11 protein-coding genes are annotated in these 11,958 nt (G+C 64.3%); 5 read left to right on the plus strand and 6 right to left on the minus strand.

Translation table 11 applies throughout. The annotated features are described in order from the left end of the window. Positions 1–33: 33 nt before the first annotated feature. A complete protein-coding gene (locus GVL61_RS04810) occupies positions 34–1,278 on the minus strand; it encodes an aspartate kinase (RefSeq protein WP_200844679.1) in 1,245 nt (414 codons plus the stop codon). Positions 1,279–1,387: 109 nt separating this feature from the next. On the opposite strand from GVL61_RS04810, the gene ubiG reads away from it, so the two are divergent. Next, on the plus strand, positions 1,388–2,137 hold the full coding sequence (gene ubiG / locus GVL61_RS04815; RefSeq protein ID WP_159977557.1) for a bifunctional 2-polyprenyl-6-hydroxyphenol methylase/3-demethylubiquinol 3-O-methyltransferase UbiG: 750 nt from the start codon (positions 1,388–1,390) through the stop codon (positions 2,135–2,137). Here ubiG and GVL61_RS04820 read toward each other — a convergent pair. The 4 genes from GVL61_RS04820 to GVL61_RS04835 form a co-directional block, all read right to left on the minus strand. Continuing rightward, on the minus strand, positions 2,134–2,667 hold the full coding sequence (locus GVL61_RS04820) for an AAA family ATPase (RefSeq protein WP_159977559.1): 534 nt from the start codon (positions 2,665–2,667) through the stop codon (positions 2,134–2,136). The genes ubiG and GVL61_RS04820 overlap by 4 nt on opposite strands. After that, positions 2,664–3,227 carry a nicotinamide riboside transporter PnuC gene (pnuC, locus tag GVL61_RS04825; protein WP_159977561.1) on the minus strand — a complete coding sequence of 188 codons (564 nt, stop codon included), beginning with the start codon at positions 3,225–3,227 and terminating at the stop codon, positions 2,664–2,666. Before pnuC ends, GVL61_RS04820 begins: the two co-directional genes overlap by 4 nt. Positions 3,228–3,236: 9 nt before the next feature. After that, positions 3,237–3,584, minus strand: a complete 348-nt coding sequence (locus GVL61_RS04830) for a Spx/MgsR family RNA polymerase-binding regulatory protein (RefSeq protein WP_159977563.1) — start codon at positions 3,582–3,584, stop codon at positions 3,237–3,239. 134 nt (positions 3,585–3,718) lie between these two features. After that, a complete protein-coding gene (locus GVL61_RS04835; protein ID WP_159977565.1) occupies positions 3,719–4,039 on the minus strand; it encodes an antibiotic biosynthesis monooxygenase in 321 nt (106 codons plus the stop codon). A 208-nt stretch (positions 4,040–4,247) separates the two neighbouring features. On the opposite strand from GVL61_RS04835, the gene aroC reads away from it, so the two are divergent. From aroC to ahpF, 4 genes are all read left to right on the plus strand, one after another. Beyond that, entirely contained in the window at positions 4,248–5,327 is a 1,080-nt protein-coding gene (aroC, locus tag GVL61_RS04840) for a chorismate synthase (RefSeq protein WP_159977567.1), read from the plus strand. A gap of 286 nt (positions 5,328–5,613) precedes the next feature. Then, positions 5,614–6,084 carry a YaiI/YqxD family protein gene (locus tag GVL61_RS04845; protein WP_159977569.1) on the plus strand — a complete coding sequence of 157 codons (471 nt, stop codon included), beginning with the start codon at positions 5,614–5,616 and terminating at the stop codon, positions 6,082–6,084. A gap of 188 nt (positions 6,085–6,272) precedes the next feature. Further along, on the plus strand, positions 6,273–6,839 hold the full coding sequence (gene ahpC / locus GVL61_RS04850; RefSeq protein WP_159977571.1) for an alkyl hydroperoxide reductase subunit C: 567 nt from the start codon (positions 6,273–6,275) through the stop codon (positions 6,837–6,839). A gap of 160 nt (positions 6,840–6,999) precedes the next feature. Then, positions 7,000–8,601, plus strand: a complete 1,602-nt coding sequence (gene ahpF, locus GVL61_RS04855; RefSeq protein WP_159977573.1) for an alkyl hydroperoxide reductase subunit F — start codon at positions 7,000–7,002, stop codon at positions 8,599–8,601. A gap of 92 nt (positions 8,602–8,693) precedes the next feature. On the opposite strand, the gene GVL61_RS04860 is transcribed toward ahpF, so the two are convergent. Continuing rightward, on the minus strand, positions 8,694–11,849 hold the full coding sequence (locus tag GVL61_RS04860) for an autotransporter domain-containing protein (RefSeq protein WP_159977575.1): 3,156 nt from the start codon (positions 11,847–11,849) through the stop codon (positions 8,694–8,696). Positions 11,850–11,958 lie beyond the last annotated feature (109 nt).

The raw sequence follows: 11,958 nt of genomic DNA on the forward strand, positions 1-11,958 counted from the left end.
CGTCATCCCGCCGCAGGGCGGGACGACAGGTTTTTACGCCGCCGCGTCGAGCCCGTAAGCGGTGTGCAGCACGCGCACGGCCAGTTCGGTTTCGTCGGTGTCGATCAGGACCGACACCTTGATCTCGCTGGTGGAGATCGCGATGATGTTGATGCCGCGGTCGGCCAACGTCTTGAACATCGTGCTGGCAACGCCTGCATGGCTGCGCATGCCGACACCGACGACGCTGATCTTCGCGACGTTGCCGTCGGCGATCAGGCGGTAGTAACCGATCGAATCCTTGCGCTCTTCCAGCATCGCCTGCGCGCGGGCCAGGTCGGACTGCGGCACCGTGAAGGTGACGTCGGTCTCGCCCTTATCCTTGGCGACATTCTGGATAATCATGTCGACGTTGATGTTCGATTCCGCAAGCGGAGCGAAGATCGAAGCCACCGCGCCGGGACGATCCGGCACGCGGGTAAGAGTGAGCTTCGCCTCGTTCTTGTCGGCGGCGATACCGGTGATCAGCTGGCGTTCCATGTCGCTTCCTTCAAGTTCCTCGTCGCTGACGATCAGGGTGCCGGGGATGGTGTCGGCGGCAGGAGCACTCTCGTCGATGAACGAGGACAGCACCTGAACGCGCACGTTTTCCTTCATGGCAAGGCTGACCGAGCGGGTCTGCAATACCTTCGAGCCGACCGATGCCAGTTCGAGCATTTCCTCATACGTCACCAGTGGCAGCTTGCGTGCCTTGGCGACGATGCGCGGGTCGGTGGTGTAGACGCCGTCGACATCGGTGTAGATGTCGCAGCGGTCGGCCTTGACCGCCGCTGCCACCGCCACTGCCGACGTGTCGGAGCCGCCGCGGCCCAGCGTGGTCACGCGGCCTTCGGGCGACACGCCCTGGAAGCCGGGGATCACGGCGATCTCGCCCGCTACCATCGAGGCGATCAGGGCGTCCGCATCGATATCCTCAATGCGGGCCTTGGCATGGGCGTCGTCGGTCTTGATCGGCACCTGCCAGCCCTGCCACGAGCGCGCCTTGCAGCCGATTGCCTGCAGCGTAAGCGCCAACAGGCCGGACGTGACCTGCTCGCCCGAGGCGACGACAACGTCGTATTCGGCGGGATCGTAGAGGGCATTCGCCTCGCGGCAGAAGTTGACGAGGCGGTCGGTCTCGCCAGACATGGCCGAAACCACGACGGCAACCTCGTGCCCTGCTTCCTGCTGGCGTTTGACGATACCCGCCACGCGCCGGATGCGCTCGGATCCGGCCATCGAAGTGCCGCCGAATTTCATCACGATACGTGCCAAGGCGCCAGTGCCTCCCTATTGTGAGTGGTTGCGATTATGTCCGCATGACGCGGACAATGTGGATAACAGTCGGGCGCGCTGTTAGGAGGGACTCATGGACAATGCAACTGCAACAAGCACCCTCCCGCACGCAACAATCGATCCGAAGGAAGCCGCGCACTTCGGTGCACTGGCGGCCGAGTGGTGGGATCCGAAGGGTTCCTCGGCCATGCTTCACCGGCTGAACCCGGTGCGACTGGCCTTCGTGCGTGAGGCCATCGACGCACATTTCCGCGGCGATTCGCGCAGCGTTCGCCCGCTTTCCGGCAAGCGCGCGCTCGATGCCGGCTGCGGCGCTGGCCTGCTGTGCGAGCCGCTGGCCCGCATGGGCGCATCCGTTACCGGCGTGGATGCTGCGCCTGAAAACATCGCCGCCGCCAGCGCTCATGCCGAAGCCATGGGTCTCGCCATCGACTACCGCGCGGGAGAGCTGGGCTCGCTGGGACTGACCGGCTTCGACCTCATCTGTTCGCTGGAAGTGATCGAGCATGTCACCGACAAAGCCCTGTTCCTGGGCCAACTCGCCTCGGCGCTCGCACCTGACGGGCTGATGATCCTCTCCTGCCCCAACCGCACCGTGCCCTCGCGCCTGCTGCTGGTCGAAGCGGCAGAGCGCCTCGGGCAAGTCCCGCGCGGCACCCATGACTGGAGCCAGTTCCCCACACCCGAGGAACTACGTGATCTGGCGCAAGGTGCCGGTCTGGTGCTGGGCGAACCACGCGGGATCGCATGGTCGCCGCTCAAAGGCCTTCACTTGTCGGAAGACCTCTCGCTCAACTATATCGTGACGGCACGGCTGGCCTAACCCGCAGCCGCTAGTTCCTCGATGGCCTGCTTCGCCAGCAGCACGCGCTCTTCCCAGGAACCGGAAATGCGCTTGTAGGGGACGCCGGTGCGCACCAGCAGCTCCTCGGCCAGTCCGGCGAAGCGGGCCCGCGCATCGTCCTCGCCGAAGAAGCGGGTGCCGTCTTCGCGCCAGGGCACGTCGGGCTCGAACAGCAGGTAGAGGTCCGCCTTGGGGTAGGCGAGCAGCTGCTCGGGCACTTCGTCGAAAAGCATCTGGGCCCAGGCGGCGGTCATCAGCTGGTCGGTGTCGAACAACAGCACCGGCGGCGCGGCTTCCAGCGCATGGCGGTTCATCCGCGCCTGCCCCTGGGCGATGACCAGCAGGTCCGCCATGGTCAGGTCGATACCGTGTTCCTCGCAGTAGAGGCGGCCATATTCGGGCACGTAGGGCCAGCCGCGGGTAACCAGAAGCCGTTCGCACAGCACCGACTTGCCGGTGCTTTCCGCACCGTGAAAGCACACCGTCTTGGTGGAGGTTACCGGCGTCATGCCTGCTTCCTGTACGCGGCGATCCATTCACGAAGACCCAGGACCGACATCGCGAGGAACACTACGTAAAGCCCGGCCGTGGGCCACAGGCCCTTGGTCACGTAGACCGCGACGGAGGCGACATCGATCGCGATCCACAGCACCCAATTCTCTATCCGGCGGAACGCCAGCAGAATCTGCGCGGCGATGCTGGCACCCGCAATCGCGGCGTCGGCATAGGGCAGCGAGGCGTCGGTGAAGCGGTGCATGACCCAGCCCAGGTTCAGCGCCAGCGCCGCCGTGGCAGTGAGCCAGATCACGCGGCTGAAATTGCCCAGCCAGCGCACCGGCACCTGGCTATCGCCGTGGCCGGCGCGGACCCAGAGCACCCAGCCCCAGGCCTGAGCGAAAAAGAAGAACAGCTGCAGGCCCGATTCGCCGTAGAGCCGCGCCTCGAAGAAGACGACGGCGTAAAGCGCCACCATCGCCATGCCGAACGGGTAGTTCCACACGCTGCGCCGCACCAGCAGCGCGATATTCGCAAGGCCAAGCGCGGCTGCGGTCCATTCAACCGGGTTCATGGCTTTCGCTCAGCCGAACGCCGCCGCCCATTCCGGCTCCTTGAAGCCGACGAGAATGCCGCCCGGATGGGTAACCACGGGGCGCTTGATCGTGCTGGGATTTGCAGCCATCAGCGCGATAGCCTTTGCTGCATCGAGGTCTGCCTTGTCCGCATCGGGCAGCTTGCGGAAGGTGGTGCCGGCGCGGTTAAGCACTTTGTCCAGCCCGGCCGCATCTATCCACGCCGCCAGTTTCTCAGGGTCAGCGCCTTCCTTCTTGTAGTCGTGGAAGGTGAAGGCGATGCCCTTTGCATCGAGCCAGGTGCGCGCTTTTTTGACTGTGTCGCAGTTGGGGATACCGTAGAACTCGATCGACATGAGGTGGCGTGCCTTTTCGCGTATCGTGCTGGTTTGCGAGCACAATTCACGAAGCGCCCGCCTGATCGGATACGGCGATACACCAAGGATGCGCGGTTGGGTATGGTGAAGAGCGGGCAACCCTTCGCCCACGCTCAGGGCTGCTGCACCCCGTCGATTGCGAAGCGGTGCACGCGCGGCGAGGGGCAGGCATAGAGGGTATACCGCTCATAATATTCATCGCGGCCGCGCAGCTGGACGATCATATGCTCGGCATTGTGGGACCATGCCCTCGCGGAGGCCTCATCCTCCCACTCCGACATCGAAAGCACTTCGCCGTCGTCCCCCGTGTAGCTTTTGAACATAAGAAAGCCCGGTTGCTCCCGGGCCAGTGCCTCCATGGCGAAAGAGTCGTTGATATAAGCGTCGGCATCGATATCGGCGCGCTTGTGATTGCGGAAAACGACCAAGAACATGGTTCTCTTCTGCAAAGATGCAAAGCGCTTAACAAGAGGGTAATACGTTCAATCCGAGCGCAAAGTGCCCCTTAATGGGAACGGTTACATCCATAGCGAGAGGAACTACGCTCCCCGGCCCGCGATGTGTGTACCAGGCACGTTTCAAACATACTTCCGGCAGCGCTCCACTGGACAAACCGCACATTTGCCGACAAGGCCCAACGCCATGAGCGTGAACAGCTTCGGCCGCCTTTTCCGTTTCACCACCTGGGGCGAAAGCCACGGGCCTGCCATCGGCGCCGTCGTCGACGGGTGCCCGCCGGGCCTCGCCATCGACGAGAGTGTGATCCAGCCCTTCCTCGACGCACGCCGTCCGGGGCAGTCGAAGTATACCACCCAGCGCCAGGAACCCGACCAGGTGCGCATCCTCTCGGGTGTATTCGAGGGCCGGACCACCGGCACTCCGATCAGCCTGATGATCGACAACGTGGATCAGCGCTCCAAGGACTATTCCGAGGTCGCGCAGGCCTATCGCCCCGGCCATGCCGACTACGCCTACGACGCCAAGTACGGTTTCCGCGATTATCGCGGCGGCGGACGTTCCTCGGCGCGCGAGACTGCAAGCCGGGTGGCGGCAGGCGCGGTGGCACGGTTGGTGATCCCCGAGGTCAAGATCCTCGCCTACGTCTCCGAGATCGGCGGCGACATGATCGATCCGGGCAATTTCGACGAGCACGAGATCACCGAAAACCCCTTCTTCTGCCCCGATGCGGCAGCGGCGAAGCGCTGGGAAGCAATCGTCGACGATGCCCGCAAAAGCGGTTCGTCCGTGGGCGCGGTGGTAGAATGCTATGCCAGCGGCGTGCCCGCCGGGTGGGGCGCACCGCTCTACGGCAAGCTCGACGCGGACCTTGCGGCGGCGATGATGGGCATCAATGCGGTCAAGGGCTTCGAGATTGGTGACGGCTTTGCCGCCGCCCGCCTCTCAGGCGAGCAGAACGCCGATCCGATGCGCCCGAACCCAACCGGCCCCGACGGCGCGCCTGAATTCTTGGCGAATCACGCTGGCGGCATTGCCGGCGGCATCTCCACCGGCCAGCCGGTGACCTGCCGCGTCGCCTTCAAGCCCACCAGTTCGATCCTGACCCCGCAGCAGACCATCACCCGCGGCGGTGAGGCGACGGAAATGTTCACGAAGGGCCGCCACGACCCGTGCGTCGGCATTCGCGGAGTGCCCGTCGTCGAGGCGATGATGGCGCTGGTGCTGGCCGACCACAAGCTGCTCCACCGGGGCCAGTGCGGCTGAGCTGACCGCTTACTCCTGTCACCCAAAAGCTGGCAGGTTTAGGGACGCATGCGCCCTCTCCGACCTGGAGAGTGTCACCTTACGGCTTCATTAGCGATGCCGCGGCAGATAGGCGCGCGAAAGCGGAGGCGGCGAAGCAATGCCAACGCCCAACCCGCTCGCCTTTTCCTCCCGGGCGAACGGTGGAACTATTGCACCCGAGGCACATCTTCGTGCGGCGATTCTTCGACATCTCCACGATGGGGTGTATGGGAAACGCAAACCTCCCTTCCTCACGTGAGACCTCATGATCCGCATCCTGATCGACGCCGACGCCTGCCCGGTCAAGGACGAGACTTACAAGGTCGCCGCTCGCCACAAGGTGCCGGTAGTGGTCGTCAGCAACAGCCCGATCCGGGTGCCGCAAAGCACACTGATCTCGCGCAAGGTGGTGAGCGACGCTTTCGATGCCGCCGACGACTGGATCGTCGAAACGCTGGAGGCGTCCGGAGAGGCCCGCAACGTCGTCATCACCGCCGACATCCTGCTGGCCGACCGCTGCCTGAAGCTGGGCGCGAGCGTGGTGGCGCCCAACGGCAAACCTTTCACCAGTTCCTCTATCGGCGGCGCCATCGCCACGCGCGCGATCATGGCGGACCTGCGCGCGGGCGGCGACGTGGTCGGCGGGCCGCCACCGTTCTCAAAGCAGGACAGATCGCGGTTCCTCTCCGCCCTGGACGAAGTGCTGGTGCGGTTGCTTCGGTCCGGGAAGTACTGAACGAGCAGGAGCGCGGCGGGGCCGGAGCTTCGCCTCGCCTCGCGCTTCATCGGCGCAGGCGCACAATCTCCCATTCACTCATCGCCTTAAGCGATGAAGCCAATCGGATCATCACGTTACAAATCGTGATGATCCCGGCCTATCTCACACTCGTCAGTTTCAACCACCCCACGAAGGAATATACATCCATGGGTATCGTCGGCAGCACCATCAAGCCGTTCAACAACACCGCCTTCCAGTCCGGTAAGGGCTTCTTCGACGTCACCGAAGGCGACATCGCCGGCAAGTGGGCCGTCTTCTTCTTCTATCCCGCAGACTTCACCTTCGTGTGCCCGACCGAGCTGGAAGACCTGGGCGAGCAGTACGCCACCCTGCAGGGCATGGGCGTGGAAGTGTTCGGCGTTTCGACCGACACGCACTTCAGCCACAAGGCATGGCACGACACCTCGGAAAAGATCGGCAAGATCACCTACGCGTTCCTTGGTGACCAGAACCACAACCTGACCAACAACTTCGGCGTTCTGCGCGAAGGCGTTGGCCTGGCCGACCGCGCTACCTTCGTCGTCGATCCCGATGGCGTGATCCAGCTGGTCGAAATCACCCCCGAGGGCGTGGGCCGCAACGCGGTTGAACTGGTCCGCAAGATCAAGGCCGCCAAGTACTGGCGCGAGAACCCCGGCCAGGTCTGCCCCGCCAAGTGGGAAGAAGGCAGCGAGACCCTCGCTCCCTCGCTCGACCTCGTCGGCAAGCTCTAAGACCAACGCGACACCTTAGGGTCGCGTGCTGAAGGTGCGCGGCCCGGGGTCCCCCTCCCCCGAGCCGCGCCCTGATGCCCCGCGCATCGACGCGGCCGGGCGGACCGGTGCCCCGGACCGCCCCTTTTCTCCGAACGCAAATTCCAAAGGACCCAAGACCATGCTCGACCCCGCCCTGAAGCAACAGCTCTCGCAATATCTCGCCATGCTGCGCGAGCCGATCGAGCTGGTCGCCTCGCTGGGCGACGATGCAAAGTCGACCGAGACGCGCGAGCTGCTGACCACCATCGCCTCCCTCTCGGACAAGGTCACCGCCACTTTCGACGGCGACGATGCGCGCCGTCCCAGCTTCATCATCCGCCGCGCTTCCGACGCCAGCGCCTGGGTGCGCTTCGCCGGCCTGCCGCTCGGCCATGAATTCACCTCGCTGGTCCTCGCATTGCTGTGGACCGGCGGCCATCCGCCCAAGGTTTCCGACGAAGTCCTCGAACAGATCCGCCTGCTGGAAGGCAGCACCGATTTCGAGATGTACTTCTCGCTCTCGTGCCACAACTGCCCCGACGTTGTGCAGGCGCTGACGCTGATCTCGCTGAACAACCCCCACGTGAATGCCACCCTGATCGAGGGCGGCTCGTTCCAGGCGGAAGTCGAGGAGCGCGGCGTCATGGCCGTCCCCGCCGTCTTCCTGAACGGCAAGATGTGGGGTTCGGGCAAGATGAGCGTGGAGGAAATCCTCACCAAGCTCGACTCCGGCGCCGACGCCAAGGCGGCCGCGAAGCTGGCCGAGAAGAAGCCTTTCGAAGTTCTCGTCGTCGGCGGCGGGCCTGCCGGCGCCGCAGCATCGGTCTACACCGCACGCAAGGGCTTCTCGACCGGTATCGCCGCCGAACGCTTTGGCGGGCAGGTGCAGGACACCATGGGTATCGAGAATTTCATCTCGGTTCCCTACACCGAAGGCCCGAAACTGGCCGCCGCTCTGGAAGCCCACGTCGCGGAATACGACATCGACGTTATGAACCTCCAGCGGGCCGAGAAGCTGATCCCGGCCACCGAGGTAGGCGGCTATCACGAGGTAGTCTTCGCCAACGGCGCTTCGCTGAAGGCCCGCAGCCTCGTACTGACCACCGGCGCGCGCTGGAGGAACCTCGGCGTTCCCGGTGAGGAGCAGTACAAGAACAAGGGCGTGGCCTATTGCCCGCACTGCGACGGCCCGCTGTTCAAGGGCAAGCGCGTGGCGGTTATCGGCGGCGGTAATTCCGGCGTCGAGGCGGCGATCGACCTCGCCAACATCGTCGGTCATGTCACGCTGATCGAATTCGACGCCAAGCTGCGCGCCGACCAGGTCCTGGTCGACAAGCTGGCCTCGATGAAGAATGTCGACATCTTCACCTCCGCCCAGACCACCGAGGTCGAAGGCGACGGCGAGAAAGTCAACGCGCTGGTCTACAAGAACCGCGAAACGGGCGCGGAGCACAAGGTCGCGCTGGAAGGCGTTTTCGTCCAGATCGGACTGGTGCCCAATACCGAGTGGCTCAAGGACAGCGGCGTGGAACTCACGGCGCGCGGCGAGATCGTCATCGACGAAAAGGCCGCGACCAACCTGCCCGGCATCTTCGCGGCAGGCGACGTGACCACTGTGCCTTACAAGCAGATCATCATCGCCATGGGCGAAGGCTCGAAGGCAGCGCTCTCTGCATTCGACTACCTGATCCGCAACGAGGCACCCGAGGAAATCGCTCAGGCCGCCCTGCAGGCCGCCTGAACCTTAAGATCCCAACGAGAGGCGGGCGGGGGTCGAAAGACTCCCGCCCGTTTCGTTAGTGCTTCTCCTCCCCGCATAGGGGAGGGGTAGACTCAAAAAGCCACGCTGAGCGACGCCCGCAAAGACTTGTCGTTGCTGGTGCTGGTCTTCTCCATCCTGGCCCCGATCTTCCACGTGAAGTCGTAGCCGCCCGCAAGCATGCTCACCTCCCCGACCCATGCGCCCTTGAGACTGTCGCCGGTGATCGAGAAGGCCTCGCCCGCGTCATAGCTGTCGCCGCCGTTGAAGTAAGCGGTGGTGGTGCCCAGCTTGCCGGACAGCACCTCGCGGCGGCCCGCCTCGACCGCGAAGGTCAACGGGCGCCAGTCGGGCGAAATCGTGCCGAGCGAATAGGCGGCGGTCACCGTCGGCGTCGCCGTCAGAGCCCTGCTGGTACGGCTGGCCACCGAGAGGGCAACGGCGTCGCTGTCGGCGGTTTCATCGTAGCCGCTTTCCTTCAGCCACATCTGTTCCAGCTCCAGCTTCGGTTTGAGGCTGAAGCGGCGCGACATGTCGAACTTGTACGAAGCGCCCAGCAGGCCGGAGAACAGCCATCCCTTCCAGCTGCCATCCGCGTCATAGGTGAAGTCGGTATCGTCTATGGTGCCGGTGTAGGTGCGGGTCGAATCAATCGAAATGCGCGACGCGCCCAGGCGAGCCCAGGCCATCAGCGGGCCCTTGGCGGTGCGCCAGAACGCGCCGAAATCGTGCTGGCCGATATCGAGGTCGCCGGTGCCGCCGTTGTCCTTCACACTCGACTTGAGCCACGCATAGGAGACGCCGAAGTACCCCAGATCGGTGTGCCGCTCTAAGCCCGCCGAGAGACCCCAGCCGCTGGCCTTGTAGCTGGCGGTGCCGGTGGCCTCCTTGCTGGCGCGCCAGTAGACCGGCTCAAGCCAGCCGCCCACGTCCGATATCTCGAACATCGAGGTTTCATCGCTGATGTGGCGCGCGGCCAAACGGTCGCCCATCGTCACCGCCTTGAACACGCCGCCGGCATGGTCTGGCAGCAGCGAAGCGGTCTGGGTGCGCAGGGTCGCCGAATCCTCGACCTGGAGCAGGCTCTCGGTGATGTAGTCGTCGTTCTGCGCGGTGGAATAGATCGCGTCCCAGCCGGCTGCCTGCGACTTGGTCAGACCCAGTTCGCCGGCCGTCTTGCGATCCAGCGTAAGGTAGATGTTGCTGTCGTCGCTGCTAACGCTGCCGTTGTAGAGGAACGGCGTATCGACCGATGCGTTGAGCGCGCCGTTGACGGTGAGGCTGTCCGAGGACAGAACCGTGTAAGTGCCCTCGGCCGTCGCCAGGCTGTTCACCGTAGCAACGACGCTGGCGCCGTCTTCCAGCACCGCGCTGTCCACGACGATGGTCGAGCTTTCCGCTCCATCGACATAGACGCCGATCGTGCCAGCCGAAGCGACATGAAGGCTGCCGAAGTTGATCGTCACCGCCTCGTCCGGGATCAGCGTACCGCCGTTCACGGTAACCGCCACATTAGCCGCATTGGCGAACTGCCCGGAATAGGTCGCCGTGTCATTGATAGTAACGGTGCCCGCCTCGCCCGCAAAATCCATCGTGCCTGCGAACGTCGAGGCGCCCGAAAGGCTGGCCGCGCCGGTGCCGGTGTCGAAGTAGACGTCGCCGGTATAGGCGGCATCGTCCGAGAGCGTGAGGGTATCGTCGCCGGCCCCGAACCGGGTGTCGCCAACGATCTGGCCGGTCGAGGCGGTGATCGTGTCATTGCCCGAACCCGTCAGGATATCGCCATAGATACGGGCGTAGACGGTGGGGTCGGCCTCGTCGTTGTCCTCCACGTATTCGGCGCGGGTCTCGGCGTCGGCATCGTTGAGGTACTGGGTGATGGTGACGCCGGAGGTGTTGGCCGAAAGGTCGATCGCAGTACGGCTGTCGGTGCTGGAGCCGTTGGCGCTGATGTAGCCGGTGTTGACCAGCGAAGTGAGGCTGCCGGACAGGTCCTGGATGCCCACCGTCGTGCCCTCTCCGGCAGAGGTGAGCGAGGCCGTGATGTTGCCGCTGTTGTAGAGGCTGGTGACCGTGCTGCCCTCGTTGATGAGGAGCGCGGTGGCGGCAGTGTCGTAGGAAGTCGCCGAGAGCGTGCCGGAAACGCCGATGCCATCGGTCAGCGTTACATCGCCGCCCTGCCCGCCTATGACGACGCCGTAAGCTGCGGTATTACTGTAATAGGAATTCGCGGTGATCGAACCTTCGAGCGCCAGCGAATACGTGCCGACATTCGCGGCCACCGATCCGATGGTGATATCGCTGCTGCCGCCGATCTGCAGCGCTGCGCCATTGCCGTAAGCGGTGATGACGCCGGTGCCCTCGTCGCTGTCGTCCACCCCATCGCCGTCGATGTCGTCGGAACCCGAATCGTCATCGACTGGCGGCGCGGCGATGTAGATTCCGCCCGCGACATTGCCGGTGACCGAGACCGCCGCCGTGCCCGTGCGCAGCGCGGCGCGGGACAGGACCATCGTGTCGCCATCGTCGTTGGTATAGGAATAGCCTTTCGTCACCGTGCCCTGGATGGTGAGCGCCCCGGTGACGTCGCCATTGATAGCCACCGCGCTCGAGCCATAGCCTACCGCCGACACAACACCTTCGACGGTGACGTTGCCATCCACGCCCTGAGTCGAGAGGCCAAACGAATTGTCCCCGATGACGCTGATCGTCCCGGTATTGGTGACATTGCCAGTCCAGTCCCCGCCCAGCACGATGCCGCCCGAGTTCTGGCCCTCTACCTTGATCGCGCCGTCGTTGAGGATCGTGCCTGCCGCATCGCCCGCGGAATGGATGCCGTAGCGATTGCTGGCCGAGGCGATACCCCTGGTGACGATGCCGTCCGAATCGTCATCATCAAGGACGTAATCCTCCAGAACCGAAATGGTCGCATCGTCACCTACGGTAACGGTAGAGGTGGTCCCGGAGACGATGCTGATACCCGAGGTATTGCTGCTCCCGCCCATCTCGATCGTGCCGTTCATCGCCGCGGTCGAATTGCTGTCCAGGGTTATGCCGCTGCCGCTCGCCAGCGCGATCGAACCGGCGGTCTTGACCGTGATATTGCCCGCGCTCGAGGTCGAGAGCGGGGTGACCGTGTCGCCCGACACCGTGGTATCGGCCAGCGCCGGCGCGGAGACGAGAGCGAGCACGAGCGCGCCCAGGCTGGAGGTGGTGTGCAGCGAAGCCATGTTTTTTTGCGTCCCGGAAGGGTTGGTGGCGGAGATTTCAGGTGAGATGCGCGGCGAGCGCCCGGATCGGGCGCTCGCGTCCGACGCTTTGGTCAGATGCGCGGATCAG

This window comes from Novosphingobium sp. 18050, assembly GCF_902706195.1.
Lineage (GTDB): Bacteria > Pseudomonadota > Alphaproteobacteria > Sphingomonadales > Sphingomonadaceae > Novosphingobium.

What these genes read in the sequence shown, in the direction of transcription:
- GVL61_RS04810 (WP_200844679.1), bottom strand. Translation starts at nt 1,278, where the DNA reads ATGAAATTCGGCGGCACTTCGATGGCCGGATCCGAGCGCATCCGGCGC.
- ubiG (WP_159977557.1), top strand. Translation starts at nt 1,388, where the DNA reads ATGGACAATGCAACTGCAACAAGCACCCTCCCGCACGCAACAATCGAT.
- GVL61_RS04820 (WP_159977559.1), bottom strand. Translation starts at nt 2,667, where the DNA reads ATGACGCCGGTAACCTCCACCAAGACGGTGTGCTTTCACGGTGCGGAA.
- pnuC (WP_159977561.1), bottom strand. Translation starts at nt 3,227, where the DNA reads ATGAACCCGGTTGAATGGACCGCAGCCGCGCTTGGCCTTGCGAATATC.
- GVL61_RS04830 (WP_159977563.1), bottom strand. Translation starts at nt 3,584, where the DNA reads ATGTCGATCGAGTTCTACGGTATCCCCAACTGCGACACAGTCAAAAAA.
- GVL61_RS04835 (WP_159977565.1), bottom strand. Translation starts at nt 4,039, where the DNA reads ATGTTCTTGGTCGTTTTCCGCAATCACAAGCGCGCCGATATCGATGCC.
- aroC (WP_159977567.1), top strand. Translation starts at nt 4,248, where the DNA reads ATGAGCGTGAACAGCTTCGGCCGCCTTTTCCGTTTCACCACCTGGGGC.
- GVL61_RS04845 (WP_159977569.1), top strand. Translation starts at nt 5,614, where the DNA reads ATGATCCGCATCCTGATCGACGCCGACGCCTGCCCGGTCAAGGACGAG.
- ahpC (WP_159977571.1), top strand. Translation starts at nt 6,273, where the DNA reads ATGGGTATCGTCGGCAGCACCATCAAGCCGTTCAACAACACCGCCTTC.
- ahpF (WP_159977573.1), top strand. Translation starts at nt 7,000, where the DNA reads ATGCTCGACCCCGCCCTGAAGCAACAGCTCTCGCAATATCTCGCCATG.
- GVL61_RS04860 (WP_159977575.1), bottom strand. Translation starts at nt 11,849, where the DNA reads ATGGCTTCGCTGCACACCACCTCCAGCCTGGGCGCGCTCGTGCTCGCT.